General features: G+C 49.5%; 21 protein-coding genes. All 21 read left to right on the top strand.

Features of this window, described 5'->3' with window-relative positions; genetic code table 11:
• The first annotated feature begins 8 nt into the window (after window positions 1-8).
• The 21 genes from L696_RS0104675 (at window position 9) to L696_RS0104575 (ending at window position 15,233) form a co-directional block, all read left to right on the top strand.
• On the top strand, window positions 9-941 hold the full coding sequence (locus tag L696_RS0104675) for a phage major capsid protein, P2 family (RefSeq protein ID WP_025682608.1): 933 nt from the start codon (window positions 9-11) through the stop codon (window positions 939-941).
• Window positions 941-1,303 carry a Rho termination factor N-terminal domain-containing protein gene (locus L696_RS0104670; protein ID WP_025682607.1) on the top strand — a complete coding sequence of 121 codons (363 nt, stop codon included), beginning with the start codon at window positions 941-943 and terminating at the stop codon, window positions 1,301-1,303. The genes L696_RS0104675 and L696_RS0104670 overlap by 1 nt, the downstream gene beginning before the upstream one ends.
• Window positions 1,272-1,655, top strand: a complete 384-nt coding sequence (locus L696_RS0104665; protein WP_025682606.1) for a DUF3199 family protein — start codon at window positions 1,272-1,274, stop codon at window positions 1,653-1,655. The genes L696_RS0104670 and L696_RS0104665 overlap by 32 nt, the downstream gene beginning before the upstream one ends.
• Entirely contained in the window at window positions 1,652-1,978 is a 327-nt protein-coding gene (locus tag L696_RS0104660; RefSeq protein ID WP_025682605.1) for a hypothetical protein, read from the top strand. Before L696_RS0104665 ends, L696_RS0104660 begins: the two co-directional genes overlap by 4 nt.
• Complete coding sequence (locus L696_RS0104655) at window positions 1,965-2,459, top strand: HK97 gp10 family phage protein (protein WP_025682604.1); 495 nt, start codon at window positions 1,965-1,967, stop codon at window positions 2,457-2,459. The genes L696_RS0104660 and L696_RS0104655 overlap by 14 nt, the downstream gene beginning before the upstream one ends.
• Window positions 2,459-2,953: a hypothetical protein gene (locus L696_RS0104650; RefSeq protein ID WP_025682603.1), complete on the top strand. Its 495-nt coding sequence runs from the start codon at window positions 2,459-2,461 to the stop codon at window positions 2,951-2,953. Before L696_RS0104655 ends, L696_RS0104650 begins: the two co-directional genes overlap by 1 nt.
• Window positions 2,950-3,210: a hypothetical protein gene (locus tag L696_RS0104645; protein ID WP_025682602.1), complete on the top strand. Its 261-nt coding sequence runs from the start codon at window positions 2,950-2,952 to the stop codon at window positions 3,208-3,210. The genes L696_RS0104650 and L696_RS0104645 overlap by 4 nt, the downstream gene beginning before the upstream one ends.
• The gene (locus L696_RS0104640; RefSeq protein ID WP_025682601.1) at window positions 3,191-4,543 is read left to right on the top strand and encodes a phage tail sheath subtilisin-like domain-containing protein; all 1,353 of its coding nucleotides are present in this window, start codon (window positions 3,191-3,193) and stop codon (window positions 4,541-4,543) included. The genes L696_RS0104645 and L696_RS0104640 overlap by 20 nt, the downstream gene beginning before the upstream one ends.
• A 3-nt stretch (window positions 4,544-4,546) precedes the next feature.
• A complete protein-coding gene (locus tag L696_RS0104635) occupies window positions 4,547-4,993 on the top strand; it encodes a phage tail tube protein (RefSeq protein WP_013372007.1) in 447 nt (148 codons plus the stop codon).
• 63 nt (window positions 4,994-5,056) lie between these two features.
• Window positions 5,057-5,476: a hypothetical protein gene (locus tag L696_RS0104630; RefSeq protein ID WP_025682600.1), complete on the top strand. Its 420-nt coding sequence runs from the start codon at window positions 5,057-5,059 to the stop codon at window positions 5,474-5,476.
• A gap of 158 nt (window positions 5,477-5,634) precedes the next feature.
• Window positions 5,635-9,141 (top strand): tail tape measure protein, encoded by a 3,507-nt coding sequence (locus L696_RS0104625; protein WP_245233292.1) that lies wholly within the window; start codon window positions 5,635-5,637, stop codon window positions 9,139-9,141.
• A 3-nt stretch (window positions 9,142-9,144) separates the two neighbouring features.
• Window positions 9,145-9,792, top strand: coding sequence for a hypothetical protein (locus L696_RS0104620; protein WP_025682598.1), 648 nt, complete (start codon window positions 9,145-9,147; stop codon window positions 9,790-9,792).
• A gap of 3 nt (window positions 9,793-9,795) precedes the next feature.
• Window positions 9,796-10,776 carry a hypothetical protein gene (locus tag L696_RS0104615; protein WP_025682597.1) on the top strand — a complete coding sequence of 327 codons (981 nt, stop codon included), beginning with the start codon at window positions 9,796-9,798 and terminating at the stop codon, window positions 10,774-10,776.
• Between the two features lies 1 nt (window position 10,777).
• Window positions 10,778-11,203, top strand: a complete 426-nt coding sequence (locus L696_RS0104610; RefSeq protein ID WP_025682596.1) for a hypothetical protein — start codon at window positions 10,778-10,780, stop codon at window positions 11,201-11,203.
• Entirely contained in the window at window positions 11,196-11,639 is a 444-nt protein-coding gene (locus tag L696_RS0104605) for a DUF2634 domain-containing protein (RefSeq protein WP_081750681.1), read from the top strand. Before L696_RS0104610 ends, L696_RS0104605 begins: the two co-directional genes overlap by 8 nt.
• Window positions 11,636-12,460, top strand: a complete 825-nt coding sequence (locus L696_RS0104600; RefSeq protein WP_025682594.1) for a baseplate J/gp47 family protein — start codon at window positions 11,636-11,638, stop codon at window positions 12,458-12,460. Before L696_RS0104605 ends, L696_RS0104600 begins: the two co-directional genes overlap by 4 nt.
• Window positions 12,457-13,209, top strand: coding sequence for a putative phage tail protein (locus L696_RS0104595; RefSeq protein WP_025682593.1), 753 nt, complete (start codon window positions 12,457-12,459; stop codon window positions 13,207-13,209). Before L696_RS0104600 ends, L696_RS0104595 begins: the two co-directional genes overlap by 4 nt.
• A 9-nt stretch (window positions 13,210-13,218) precedes the next feature.
• Window positions 13,219-13,608: a phage tail-collar fiber domain-containing protein gene (locus L696_RS0104590; protein ID WP_025682592.1), complete on the top strand. Its 390-nt coding sequence runs from the start codon at window positions 13,219-13,221 to the stop codon at window positions 13,606-13,608.
• Window positions 13,609-13,626: 18 nt separating this feature from the next.
• Window positions 13,627-14,571, top strand: a complete 945-nt coding sequence (locus tag L696_RS31765; protein ID WP_025682591.1) for a tail fiber protein — start codon at window positions 13,627-13,629, stop codon at window positions 14,569-14,571.
• Between the two features lie 13 nt (window positions 14,572-14,584).
• A complete protein-coding gene (locus L696_RS0104580) occupies window positions 14,585-14,983 on the top strand; it encodes a hypothetical protein (protein WP_025682590.1) in 399 nt (132 codons plus the stop codon).
• Between the two features lie 58 nt (window positions 14,984-15,041).
• Entirely contained in the window at window positions 15,042-15,233 is a 192-nt protein-coding gene (locus tag L696_RS0104575; RefSeq protein ID WP_025682589.1) for a CD1375 family protein, read from the top strand.
• Window positions 15,234-15,287 lie beyond the last annotated feature (54 nt).

Here is a 15,287-nt window from a genome sequence, read left to right as displayed (position 1 = left end):
GAAAATATATGAGAACAAACGGACAAATTATTAAGTCTACCATCACGACTACGTCGGACCAAACAGCCCTGAACTATGAGCAGGTGGACAAGTTTACCGAAATGGCTTATGAATCTACGGAGTTTCTAAAGGGGATTCGAACGGTTAACAAGATCAGCTCTAAAGGTACACTTGACAAAATCGGTGTTACTGGCCGTAACTTGCGCAGCAAAAAGGAAAATATTATGGCTGACAATACGCCTACCCCAACATTACCGCAAGTTCCGTATGCCGTAGAGCCAGTTGTTTTGCCATTCGAAATCACCGAGGAATTTATCCGTCAAACCGCTCGTGTACGTGGTCAGAACGGTGAGGATATTATTATGGCAGCCATGACCAAAAACTATGGTGAAAATATGCAGGATATTGGGTTTAACGGGGATACTGCTACGCCGAATACAGACCCGGATTATGCTTTCCTAAGTATGAATAACGGTTGGTTGAAACATGCGAAGACCAAAGGCAATTACATTGATTGGACCACGTTGAAGGACCCTCAGAAAAAGGGTGTACTGTTTGAATTGGAACGTGCGATTCCAACTCGTCTGCGTACTGGTGGTGTATTTAAGTATTTCATGCATCCGAATACCTTTTCTAAGCGGCTTCAGGCTTTGGCTGAGAAGGACACCAGTGCATCCATCCAATTGCAGATTACGGGCGGCGTGAAGAAGGTGAACAGCTATGAGGTTGAGGAAGTAGCTCATATGCCAGAGGGAGCTATCATCTTTACGTACCAACAGAACTTTGTCTTGGTCAATACGTACGATATGCAGATTCGTAAGACGACCGAGGGCAGAGAAGCCATTCTCGCGGACAAGCGTTTCTACGCTATCCATTCCGATTACGACTCTATCTTCGAAGAGCCAGGAGCGGTGGCATACGTCGAAGGGGTGGAATTTTAATGGCCTATATCACATATCGAGGGGAAAACACCTCTTTGATGCTTTACGGTATCCGCTTCCCGGCCAAAGTTCCGGTGCTGGTTGATAGTGAATCTGTTGTTAAAAATTTTCGTGAACGCTCGGATTTTGATATCAAGGAAGAAAAGGTTATTCCGCTGGAAGACCTTACGTTGATCCAGCTTAAAGATAAAGCTAAGGCTGCTGGGATTAAGGGATTTAGCAACATGAATACACAGGATCTGATCACTGCGCTACGCGGTGGAGGTAAACCTACCGACAATACGCCACCTGCAGGTGATCCGGCGAAACCTGAAGGGGCTGACGGTAAAAATGCTGACGCCAACAATACTCCAACAGCGTAGTCGAGTAACCCCTATCCAAGAGGCACCGGCAGAGCTACTACAACAATACATTGACGACGCGCAAGTGCGTATTGAACTTTATCTGCCCATTCCCTTCCCCGATCCGGTAGACAAGCAGATTATGCTTGCCTGGGTCAAGTTGGCTGAGGGACTAGCCCTACAAGACAGTGAGGAATATCTTGCATCTGTGGCGCGTAATTACGCGTCCGAGAGTGATGGAGCTTGGACGTACACCCGGCAGGCTGTAGAGGGCAAGACAACGGGTAATCCCGATGTGGACGCTATCTTGTTTTTGTGGGTGAAAAAGCAGACTGGACCGGATGATGGTAACATCACCGCGTATGTATTATGAACCACCGTTTTAAAACGCCACTGGCCGTGTATCGTGTTGGGCAAAAACGGGATGATGACGACCTGTTCGACGATCGGAAATCCGGTAAGGTGACTGACGTAAAATGCTTTGTCGTGAAAACACAGACGGAAGCGAAAGCAGATTCTAAGCCGGTTATGTACATCGTCAAAAAGACGGTAGGAGTACCGCTGGGAGCCGACATCCGGTTAAGCGACGAAGTGGTGCTGTTGGGCCGCCGATACCTGGTCATTGACTCCATTCCGCGCCGTTATTGGCGTGAACTGCTTGTAACATGTGAGGTGAAGGGAAATGACCGTGCATGATTTTGATGGACTGGCCCGACATTTTCGGCGTATAGCCGATGAAGGGATGGAGCGCATCTTACGAAACATTGCTGAAGCGGCAGGGGAAACGCTGCTCAACCTGATTATTGATGAAATCGACCGTCAGGACCTGATCGATACCGGGGCCATGTGGCAGTCCTTTTCCCGTGGCGACGATAACAACGTGTGGGAGTGGGACGTAGATCGCAACGCGATCACGTTGGAGCTTGGCTCCAATCTTCCCTATGCCCAACTTGTGAATGATGGTTACACGATTGAAAAGACTCACTTTGTTCCGGGCTATTGGAACGGCGGAGGCTCATTCGTGTATGATCCGTCTGCCAAAACTGGGTTCATGGCCAAGCCGCGCAGCTTCATAGGTCGCCACTACTTTGATATTGCTGTCGAGCATTTGGAAGGCGGGATGAACCAACTCATCATGCGCCGCCTGGAAATTGAACTGGAAAGGATGTTGCGCTGATGATGGATGTGGGAGTAAAAGCCTGGGCTGAGATCGTGCGGCGGGTGTATCCTGATCTGTCTATTCTGCGAGATCGTTCTAAATGGCTGGCTGGTGACTTTAAATTACCCGCCGTGTTCATCGAGACAGATATTGTTTCAGACAAGGTGCATACGCCGCGAGCTGACCGGATCATCGAAGATGTGGGGCTGGTATTCCATTATGACAAGGAGCGTGTTGCTGAAGAAGACGAAGGCGAGCCTATACCGCTTGATCTTGACCCGTTGTTCCTCTACTTGCGGCAGCAACGGTTTAACGTGGCATCCAAGCGTTTTGGGGTTGTGCTGGTCATTGAGCCGCCACGAACCAGGAAAAAGGCCGATCAAGTAGAGGTCACCTTTAGGTACTCATATTTGCTCAGTGTACCGAAGTCACTGGTCAATGACGATGGCAGCCCAACTCAGAAGATTAACAATTTTTATATCAGTCACAACGGGGAGGAATTTGACGCATGACTGAGGATTTAAACAAACGGAATAAGCAGGAATGGATTGAGAGCGCAGCGGTCTTGAAGGCAGAGCCTTACGAGATTGCCGGCGCTCTTTTTGATTACGCTGCTGACGCCTTGCTTTCGCGGGCAGAAGTGGAGCAAAGACTGGATGCGTATTTGCATCCGGTCAAGGAAGCCTCTGCTTCTGTGCCTGTTAAACCACAAGTACCACAAGTAAAAAAAGCAAAGGAGGAAACGGTAAATGACAATTCAGCGGGCTAGACCCAGCGCTTATATTGCGCTGCTGGTAAAGGCGCGGTCCCGTGTTGTTCCCACAACTGGCCGTGTACTGATACCGTATCAAGCAGAATGGGGCGCACCGAATCAGGCTGTTGATATGGCCGATGATTCTGAGCGCCTGAAGGAGTCCGGCAAGCTTGTGGATGTACTGGAGCTTGCTGCCGAAAGCGGGGCGACTGTTATCGGCTACCGGGTTACAAACGGCGAAGAAAAGGCTGCATCGGTAGCTGTTGCTGACAGTTACACCGTAGAAGCGCGTTATCCAGGCACACGAGGCAACGACTTTGAATATATGGTGCGTCCGGCACTGATCGATGAAACCAAGAAGGAAATTGTTATACGCGATACCAAGGGTGTATATGACACGGAAACATACTTAGTTGCTGACAAGGCTGCTGCGGTGGAAGCTCTTAAAAAGTCTGTCATGGTTCGTTTTAAAGACACTGGCGCGACTGCGCTGGCCGATACGGACTATACCAAGCTGGCTGGCGGTACTACTGGAACAGCTACGCTTGCGGCTGCAGACTGGAACCGTATCTTTAATCGGGTGTATGGCCTGACGTTTGATGTCTTGTACTTATCTGCTACTGACCCGGCTGTCCAAGCGGCTGCTAAACAATGGCTGCTGGATCGACGCGATAAGGGCCATAAGTTGGCGACGTTGGTTATCGCTGGACCTGCTTCTACGGACGGCGATATTGAGGCACATAACGCGCGTAGCCGTGCGATGAATGCCCGTTATGTCATTAACTGTTCTCTTGCTGGTGAACATACCAACGGCAAGACGTACAGTTCTGTGGAATGGGCTGCATGGGTGGCTGGGCTGGTTGCGGGTACACCTGCCAATAAGTCATTTACGGGTGTTGAAGTGCCTATGACATTGGCAAAAGTGGACTGGAGCCATACTGAGGCGCTAAAGGGACTGGCAGAGGGAACGCTGATGGCTACGCGAGATGGTTACAAATACATTATCGAATCTGCTATTAACACCCTGACCACGCTCGGACCGAACGAACGTGAGGACTTCGGGAAGATTCGCGTTTCGGCCACAATTGACCAGGTCATGAACGATATTTACGAAGCGGGCAAGCGTTGGAAGGCCAAGCTGGATAACGATAAAGAAGGACGCGGCATGTTTATTGCTGCGGTGTTGGAATATCTCAAAATCCGTGCTCAGCAGAAGGCCATTGCAGACAAATTCAGTTTTTCGGAAAATCCCGATAAGACAAGCGAGAACGATTATGCATACTTCAAACTTGGCGCCAAACCACTGGATGCTATCGAAATTTTCTATACTGACTGGGAGGTGGAATAATAGATGGAACGCGAACTTATTGGACGAAACCTCTCGCTCCAAGATGATAACGGCGAGGACATTCATACTGTTAAGGAAGTTGAGGTTAAGCTGACTACGGAAACATTGGATATTGTCAGAGCACGCCGTATGACGAAAACAAAGCAATTGACGGGTTACGAAATCCCAGTCAAAATCGTCATGTCCAAACTGGAATCCCGGCTGCGCTACCGACTGCTGGAGGATTTTAAGGCGGGTAAGACAATGTTCCTGGCACGTATTACAGGAGGTTTGGAAGATCGCATTACAGGCAATACGGAGAAAGTATTAATTACTGGTGTCCACATCCACGGAGAAATGGACATCCTGATTGCTAAAATTGATGATAACAACGGCATCGATATTACTTTAGAGGGTACAGCGACGGACTTCGATTTTGTCGAAAAGTTCCCGGATTATATGTGGGAGTAAGAGGGCGGTTCATTCGCTCTCTTTTTTATTTCTAAAAAACATAACCAATTGGAGGAATTAAACATGAGTAATCAAGACAAATTGCAGAAGTATTTGGCCAAAGCCAAGGAAGGACAAAAAGACGACATCATTACGGTGCAAGCCGATGGCGAGGACTGGTCTGTAAAACGCCTGAAAACATTAGACGTACGTCGGTCGTATGATCTTTCTTTTGATGAGGATGGTAATTCAAAGTCGCCTTATTTTAACGAAATCGACGTGATGATCGTCAAGGCCACAGAGCACGAATTTGACTGGAATAACAAGGACTTGCTGAAAGCGTACGGTGCGACGAGTAAATTTGAATTACCGCCACGTATTTTAGACAACACGGACGATTATGCTGTACTCAGCAAGGCTGTACGTAATTTCAAAGAAACTCAGGACTCGCTTTTGGCTGACGCAAAAAACTTATCCGGCGAGACGGCGAAGCGAGCTGGATAGCCCATTTTTGGGTTAACCAGAAGAAGCTGCCCGCCGAAGTCTTGCCTTATGAAGTAGATGAACAACGCCAGTATTATTTTTGTTTGGCTGCGTCAATGATTGCCGAGGAAGAAATGGCGCGAATGAACCGGAAATAGTCATGTCGAAACAGGAAGGGGGTGGAAACTATAGCAACTACATCAGTTACGGTACCGTTTGAGGCAAGGGATATGATTACCGGAGCTGTCCGAAATATGCGGCGTATGCTTCAGGGCGCACATGACGATCTGATGAATTTTCGCCGGGCATCGGGCAGCATGTTCGATGATTTTGTATCCGGTAGCCGCCGGGCGAGGGAGTCTGCGGACGATCTAGGCAGACGGATTAATGGCGCGTCCGACGAAGTGCGGCGTATGAATCAGATCCAGCTCGACGATATCTTTCGTCGTGCGCGTGCAGGAGCGGATGATCTTCGGCGCTCTGCTGATAGAGCAGATGCAGATATCCGCAGCATTCGTGACGCACATGTTAAATTGCGTGCTGACGATGCAATCAGTCCCGTTGTAGACAATATCTCCAGCAAGGTTTCTGCACTTGCGGCACTGGCTGGAGGGATTGTGCTTGGTGGCGGATTGACTGACTCCATGTTTGGCGGTGTGCAGGATTATAGCCGTGAGGCGGCGCGTAGTGCAGCATATATGCCAGAAAACGTCCGTCAGGAAAGTCTTAGTATGGTAGACCAACTATATAAACAAGGCATTATTCCAGACCGTGTGGAAGGCACCCGCCAACTGGCAGATGCGGCTCCTTTAGTTCAGGACAAGTCCCAAATGATGGATTTCACCAGTGCTTCTAATAAAATTCAATTCATCCGTCCTGATGCGGGTCCAGAGGAAATTCAAAGGGCGCTATCCCAAGCGTCGAATAGCTTTAAAGAATCCTACAGCCAAGTCGCTGATAGCATGATGTATGCCTATAAAGAAGTGGGCGACAAACAACAGGATCTGTTCGATACGTTTTGGGAATACAGTCCTTACTTCTCCAGCAGCGGCACTGACTCAGAACAAATGAGTAATTTTCTAACGCAGACGGTGAAGGGTGGGGCCTTTAATTTCGACAAGCCTGCGGATTTTTTCAAGGAAACATTTGGAGTCAAAGCTTTGAACACTGGTGACATGGCAAAGTATTTTGAGTACCGAGGATCTGGTAAAGACGAAGCGCAACGTCAGGCAACAGCATTTACTGGTGATATAAATTCAGGAGATAAGCAACGAGCTCAGGGAGCTATCATGGCTTTAGTAGCTGATTTGTCCAGTCAAACGAGGAGTCAGTTAAAAGAGTCTCTTGTCACTCTGGGTTCTGGCGCAGGTGAGGACAACGCTGATTCTATCCTGAAGACGTTTGGGACTGCGTTTCAAAAAGCACCGGAGATGAAAGGTACAACCGATAATTTAGTCAATCAGCAACAAGCCGCCAATCCGATGACGGAACTGATCCAGACCCGCGCTGAAATGAGTCTGCAAATGCAGGAGATAGGCGCGAACATAACAACGGCTGCATTGCCTGCCTTGAAAGAGTTTAATGCTTTGCTGGTCGAAAACAAGGACAACATACAGGCGCTTGGTGTGGGTGTCTCCACTGCAATTACGGGAGCTATCGGTGTATACAAAGATAATTTCAGGGCTATAAATACGGCTCTAATCGGGCTGGCTGCGGTGATGGTGGTTAAAGGCATTACATCCTTCGCTAAGAGTATGAAGGCTTTAAACGACGATTTGTCTACGGCACAAAAATGGGCTGTTGATAAAGGGAAGGCTGGAGCAAGTGCGACAGGCAGGGGAGTCAAAGCCGGTTGGAATTGGATTCGACGGAAACCTCCTGAACCTCCAGCTCCACCGCCCGAGGAAACACCAGCCCAACGCGCTGCCCGAATACGGGAGCGAATGGGTGGACGTGGTATAAGACGGCAATTGGCTGGCAACCGTAACCCACTGGACGAACATTCGGGAGGTCTACGGTCAGTCGCTTCCATGACCGTTAATGCCACCAAAGTTTATATTAACGGCTCTATCTCTGGGGATGGAGGCGACGGTGGGGCAGGTGATGGCGGCGACCGCGACAGAGATCGCAACCGTAGGCGAAACCGTCGTGGAGGGCGTAGGGGGGCAGGAGGCGGTAGACGTCGCATACGCATTAATGGCCCTCGTCCCAATCCGCCGAATCCACCTAACCCGAACCCAAGCCCCCGGGGATCGCGTGATAATCCATATCGCGTCCGTCGTCCTGTTCCTCCTAATCCACCGCCGCCGCCAAGTCCACCATCGGGTGGAGGCCGCCTGAAAGGATTCCTGAAAGGAGCTGGGAAAGTCGCTAAGGTTGGCGGTGCTGTTGGCTCAGTTATAGGGATAGCAACAGCAGGCTATGACTTGTACGAAGCATCGAAAGAAAAAGGCTTGCGCGAGGCCGTGTCATCGCAGGGCGGCGCCATCGCGGGTAAAGCTGTCGGTACTGCTGTTGGTGGTGCATTAGGTTCGTTCGCAGGTCCTCTTGGTACAATGGCTGGCGCGTGGATTGGTAATGTTGTTGGGGAGAAAATTGGCAAATTCGCGGATGAGAGCGGAGCTACTCGTAAGGTGGTAGATACCGCTATCGGTGCGTGGAATGGTATGAAGAGTTGGTTCACAGGCAAGAAGGAAGAGAAGCCTGGACCGCCGCCGGAAGCCAAGATTACGATTAACAACTTGACAGAGCATAAGAAAGAACGGCTGCAGCAGATCGGTGATGAGGTGCGCAAGAGCATCGTTGAAAAGGGATTCAAGGCAGGTTTGCAAACTGTCGCTGACCAGCCAGAGGTAAAGCAACGGCTTGACGCGCTTAAAAACGTGTGGGGAATTGTCTGGAAAAGTAGCGACAGCACCACGGCTCAGAAGAACGTTAAGGCTGTAGGAACTGCGACAAAGGGTTCCGCTGATGAGGTGGCCAAAGGTGCAGCCAAGAACAAACAGAGCTTTGATAGCGTCAGTTCTGCTGCTAAAACGGCCGTGGATAAGACGAAGCAGTATTTGCTCTCTCTTAAAAGCGTGTCGGGCCAAGGCAACGGGTGGGGGAGCGATCTTATTTCCCGTTTCGTTGCTGGGATGCGAAGCCAGTTTCCGACACTTTCTTCTGTAGTCAGTAGCGTTGCCGTAGTCTTACAGAAAATGAAGGATGCGAAAGATGCCAATTCTGGAGGCGGTGGAGGCGGTGGTACTACACCGACACCTAAGCCACGTCCTTATGCCCACGGTGGTTATATCAACCGTCCACACGTCGGCCTGGTCGGCGAAGCTGGTCCGGAAATGATCATTCCGCTGTCAGCTAGTCGCCGCAGTCGGGGCCGCGAGCTTTGGGAACGTGCTGGAATAATCATGGGCGTTCGTCCATACGCAAATGGCGGACAAGTCGGCAGACCGAGCCAGATCGGTACGGCCAGTATGATGCCGATGGCACAGATGCTTAATCCATCCGTTTCGGCCGCCCCGAAGTCAATAAGCATTGAGAATATCAATATTGATTTCGGTGAACTCGCGAAGGGAATAACCGACTTTGTAGAATTTGCAAAAATGTTTAGTAGTCCACAAGGTCGAGCGCTGATTCGCAAGGTGGTTGGTGAGGAATTGATTAAAGTATTGGAGAATGGAGGATAAGCGATGCTGGCACTATCGCAAGGCAAGATCCGTCTTACCTTTCCGATCACCCCGGCAGAGATTCAGATTACCAGCGGAAATGAGGTAGAAACATTTACCGTCATAACTGGTCAGGAGCGCACAGGGAAACCCATTTCCAAAGTGAAACGGGTTTCTTTTTCTGCCATTCTTCCTCGCTATTGGGAAGAAATTTGGGAGACGGATAGCAAGCAAACAGTGACTTATAAGACGCCGGAAGTGACGTGGAAGCTGCTGGAGCAATGGAAGGGAAAACCGGTGGTTTTGAATTTTGAGAACCTGTTTAGCCAAACGATGCTATTTGAAGGCATGGACCAGACTTATAAGGACGGTCAGGCCAATCTACATGTGACGTACTCTTTTGTAGAGTATAAGCCTGTTAAAATCGTTTCTTACTCCAACTCTAAGCAGGTTCTCAAGCCAGGTACGGTTATTACCAAATCGTCCAAAAGTCGCCCTAATACTACGGGCAAGAAGGACAAAAAGAATGATAAAAAAAAGGATAAGAAAAAAAAGAAGGCCGGAGACAAGAGCAAAAAGGCCAAGGAGAACCCCAACGCCAAAGGATCGTTTGATTATACTGGCTCTAAAAAGCGAATTTCGGACAAGGTTTCCAAAGCGAAAGGGAAGTGATGTATGATGGACGGTTTCGCGGTTGTATACGGGAAGGAGAATGCCCGGCAGATGTTGACGGATGCAATTGAGGAAGTCTCCTGGTCTTCCGTCCGTGATGAGATCGCCCGTAGTGCCACGGTGCGGCTTCGCAATGCAACCTCCATCAAGGTAGCCGGTATGCTGATGTGCTTTTCGTTCAAGGTCGGCAAGTCTCTGTTTCATCACAAGAACCAGTTTTTCCACGGCCCGATCATCAAATATGAGCAGGATGAATTTACAAACGCTTGGGATTTAGAAGCGCGGGAGATTGGCTGGTATTTGAGCAAGAACAAGGGGACGCGGCCTTATCTTAAAGGCGAAGCTGGAGCGGAGCTGCAACGTTACATTAAGACGACCGGCATTGACTTCCGCTGTCCTTCTTTGGGATTCAGCTTGGACGAACGATATGGGACGATGGCACATTCAGAGATCGTTCTTGATGTGCTGCAAAAGGCATATGAGCGTAGCGGCTACCGATATTATGTGGATGTTATTCGGACGGAAAAGAGCTTTTATCTGCAAGTGATGCGAGAGGGGACCAATAACAAGGTCCCTATTTTTGTACCTGAACAAATGACCTCCAGCACTGCTGGATACAGCATCGAAGACACCTACACAGTCGTGACCGCGCAGAAATGGAAAGACGACAAGATCGCTTCTGCTGTTACCAAAACGGCAGCGGGTGCGGTGAAGGCGATGGGTCGAATGGAAGAGATCATCGAGGTTGGTGAGGATGAAAAGCCGGAGATCATCGCAACACAGCGGCTGAAAGTTCTTTCTACCGCCAAGCAGATCAAGAAGATTACCGTTCGACATGAAGACCATACGCTGTCTGGCTTGCGCTCTGGCTGGCTCGTTCTCACCAAGACGGACCATACCTCTAAATGGATTGTAGTGACGGCGGATAGTAGTTATAAAAACGGAATGTACACAGTCACGTTGGAACTGGAGAGGAGGGAATAGCATGCTTCAAGATGCACTCAGGAAGCTGCGTGAAAAGACCAAAGACGACATCGATGCGCGAGACACAGAGAGGGCCACACTGCTGAGCTGGCCCGGTAGCCCGTCAATAGAGGTGGATGGTGACCTGGCCCCTTATCCGGCGGACAAGCTAGTCTTCGCTGACTATCTGTTAGACCGGGAAGTCAAAGCCGATTTCATAGCTGCTGAATATCTGGAGGGCGATGAAGCCAAAGGCAGCGTTACAGGCGTATTGGCTAACGGGGTGGTATACGAGACAGGGGAGCCTTACAAGCAGGCCCCACGCAGCTCATTACGTGGCAAGTTGGTTATTCCCAGCCCTTTGCAGGTCGGTGATCGGCTGATTGTCTCCAGGCTGAGCGGACAGCGGTACTACGTCCACGGGAAGGATGTGGGCGCTGGTGGCTGACGATGAAACGTTATTTCCGGATATAGACTTTTCCGCATTGGACGAGGTGGAGCTGACCGAAACCGTAGCATCTGAAACCAAATGGACGTACGTGATCGACTATCGCACGCGGCAGATGGCAACCACCGACGATGGCCGTCCCAAAAAGACAGCTACGTATGGTGAATACTTGGTGCAGACAGCGCTCAAAATCCTCAATACAGAGCGTTTCCAGTATGTTGTATACGATGAGGAAATAGGTGTGGAACGGTCTGAGTGGGCCAACTGGGAGGATGTCGAGATCAAACGGGATATTGAGGAAGCGCTGACTGCACATGCTGAAATCTCTCAATCCGAGGTGCTGTCTATGGAGCGAGACGGCCAGAACATGCATTTACGGATTAAATTAACTGGTCTTGCAGGAGAAACGGAGCTGGAGGAGGCGATTGAACTGTGAATGTTAAATTAACGGATTTGCCGGCACTGCCACCGATGGCAATTTTGGAGGAAACCCCAGAGGAAGTTTACCGCCGATGGGTCAACCGGGCGATTACATTGGCACAAGAACGCGGTCTACCTCCACCCCCGACGGATCCGGGAGAGTATTTTTATGATTTATGGTATCCCATCGCTATGGAAGTTTCAGAGCAAATGGAGCTGTTAACGTACGCTTTCCTTCAGGCTTTTCCCATTTGGGCAGATGGCGAGTTTCTGGATGGTCATGGCTGGTCGGACGGAATGCCCCGTAAAGTGGGTGAGGACGATGATACGTACCGTATGCGGATGCTGGAGCGTGCCTTCACGGAGGAAGGCAGTGGGCGGCGTAAGGATTATGAGACCTGGGCGAAGGAACTGGAGGGCGTCGGTGGTGCTGTGGCCGTGGAGAAGGCTCGCAGTGACGTGTCCATAGACTTGTATTTGACTGACCTGCAGGGTAAACCTGTAACAGAAGAATTTGCTGCTAAGGTTAAAGCAGATATGTGGGAAACCAAGCGGATTGGTGGCCACGATCTTGAAGTGCATCCTGCTCCAGTGTTTACGCTTCGTGTGGAGGCGAAGCTAAACACGGTCCTCCCGCTTGCCGAACTGGTGGAACCGATCAGGCAGCGAATTGCTGAGTATGCCCTTGGCCGTACAAAGCTTGTTTATAATTACGTCGGTGCAGCCCTACTTGTTAAGGGCGTGGAGGATTACGAAAGCCTTACGCTTAATGGAGCCACCGAAGACATTGAGGTTCCGGCCACATCTGTTTTGAATATTGAGGTGATCCTGACATGATACCTCTGCGATATCGCGAAATGCTGCCGCCGCACATGTACGAAATCGACATGGCCGAGCGGCATTTTGGCGTTATGGAGCTGGTCGTAGATGACCGAGAAAAGTCGATTGACGATCTAGGCAACCAGTTTATCTTACAACGGGCTACTTGGTCGCTACCGATATGGGAGTGGATATACTTCCGACAGGAGCAGATTGGGACACTGGAGCAGCGCCGTGAAGCTATACGTCGTAAACGTTGGGCCAAGCGGCCATTTACGCTGCCCACGCTACGATTGATCGGCAGGAAGTACGGAAATCTGTTAGACGTCCAAGAGGATTTTCTCACCAAGCAAATTCGTTTTGTTTACTCAGTCGATTCGGCTTTAGATATTAAAAGCTTAATGGAGGATTTTGAGTACATTCGGCCTGTTCACATAAACAAGGCTCTGCCCTCGATTCATATTGACTTTCATCATGCATTCCAGATCCATTCTCATATTCATTTTCGCTTCCGTGTTCGTTTTTTCGGGGGACGCCCTTGGTATTTGGATGGTATTGAGTTATTGAACGGTGCTGCATCCTTGTCGGGATGGACCGATGAACGCCAACGATATCGGAACCGATTGGAGCTGAAGGTGAACCATCCGATCCAGAACCGACAGGAAGGCATTGTAAAGGTTCGGCAGAACTATTGGCTGTTGAACGGAAGTGTTCCGCTAGATGGCAGCAGGTTGCTCAGCTCCACAGAAAAAATCTCTACTATATAGGAGGGCATTATGGCAGATCAGATTTTAACCATCACAACAGCATACGCCAGGGAGCAGATGGCCCGAGCGCGGGCAGAGGGTGGCGCACTAACGAAGGTGGTCAAAATGGCATTCGGTAGCGGTGGAGTGGACACAGAAGGCAAGCCGCTGCCGTTGGATGGTACTGAGCAGGCTTTAAAAGCGGAGTTGCTGCAAAAGGATATTACCAGTTATGAATTCATTGCCCCGGCCACTATCCGGTACGTCTGCTCACTGGCTGAAACTGAACTAGCCGGGAAAACAATTAATGAGCTGGCATTGGTAGATTCAGCCGGGAAGCTGACGGCCGTACGAACCATGACGAATAAGATCAAGGACAGCGATATGGAATTTATCTTTGAAATTGATGACATTTACTGATAGGGAGGGAGAGGGGTTATGACAATAAAGCAACCGAGGCGTTTTGTTACCACAGACCAAGGGCATGCAGATGTTCTGAATGTACCGATTGATACGCTTTATGAAAATGACCAAGCGTTGGCCGCCCAATTGGAAAGCATCAAAACTGATCCGGCTGGGAATGACATTGCATCCAAGAAAGCTCTGGACAATCATGCTGCTGATACTGACCTTCACGTCACAGCCGCCAAACAAGCAACATGGAATGCAGCAGAGGGCAACGCCAAGAAGTATACGGAGCAGTATGCAGCTCCCAAGGCACATACACATCCTGCATCGGATTTGCCTTCAGCGTCAACACAGACGAGAGGGATTGTGCAGCTTAATACCTCTACCGGCAGCACAGCTACAGATCAGGCAGCTACGCCTAGTGCGGTAAAAGCTGCGAATGATCGAGCGAATGAAGCTTACAGTCGGGCAGACCAGGCTTTTACGCAAGCCGTTGATCTTAAAAATAAAATTGTAGGCGCGATCAACGGCAAGGGAGGAAGCGCCAATACTGATATGACTGCCGATCAAATAGTCGCCTCATTAAACAATATGCCAGTTAAAAAGTATGCTAACGGCAATTTAAATCTGTCGATTAACGGTGAGCCTGATGGGGGACAAACTGCAGCTCTACCAGCCGTCATGACAAGGACATTCCAGCTACCCACAGGATTTAATATAGGTAGGTTGTTCATTCGGGTATCAGCATCCGTCTACGCTATAATTTCGATGAGCAGTGGATGGAATCAGTTTTCGTTGCCGTCAGGTCTTATAACGGTAGCGTCGGATGCACAAGGAGACATCAGCAATACAAACGGGAGTATAACGGTCAGTTTGTCGGGTACCACTGTAACTGTATTTGTCAAGTCTGGAATCTATAGCGGAGCACCTCGCAGATATGAAGCGGGAATATCTTTATGGTGGGCAATCGAATAAGGAGGAGAAAAGGATGACTAAATTTGGAAGACGTATTTTTTATCGGAAAACTACAGGGGAAGTCCTCTTGATTCGTGGAGAAGCGCAGGGAGATGTAATTGAATCGACGGTCGATGATGATTTCGGTTTTTATCCTGAAATAAAAGCCTTGGACAGGGAGCAAGTAGGCGTTTTGCAGTTGGAATATGGGCAACACACAGAGGACTTCGCTCTGGCCATTGCTTATCGAGTAGATCCAGCCACACAGAGTATGCTTTTTACTTTTCCAACAGATAAACCCGATGATCCAGTCCCTGTGCCTCAGAAGCCTTTGTCCGATCAGGTGGCGGAGCTTCAGCAATCCGATTTGGACAACAAAGAAGCCATAGCCGGGCTTATCCAGATCGTTATGGAACAAAGCAATGTTACGTAGAATCTGGGAGCGGGTTCTATTTTTTATTCTCACGCAGCTCATGAGGGGAGGTGATAGCATGAATGAGCAGATTAAAAAAGCTTTCGCGACGACACTTGTACATCTTATCCTTGCTGGCCGTCGTACAATTGAGGATGTACCAGTAGGATTGCAGGATCAGGTTAAAGCAGACTTGGGCATTACTGAGCCTGCGCATGTGACTCCAGCAGCTATACAGGCGGCAGAACAATCAACAGAATTAGAAGCGTAAAGGGCGTATCCAATCGGATGCGCTATTTTTTTGCCCTCGGAGTGGTCTGGGGCT

This window comes from Paenibacillus maysiensis, assembly GCF_000520815.1.
Taxonomy (GTDB): domain Bacteria; phylum Bacillota; class Bacilli; order Paenibacillales; family Paenibacillaceae; genus Paenibacillus; species Paenibacillus maysiensis.
Note: the sequence above shows the minus strand (reverse complement) of the source record. Positions and strands in the feature narration are given on the sequence as shown.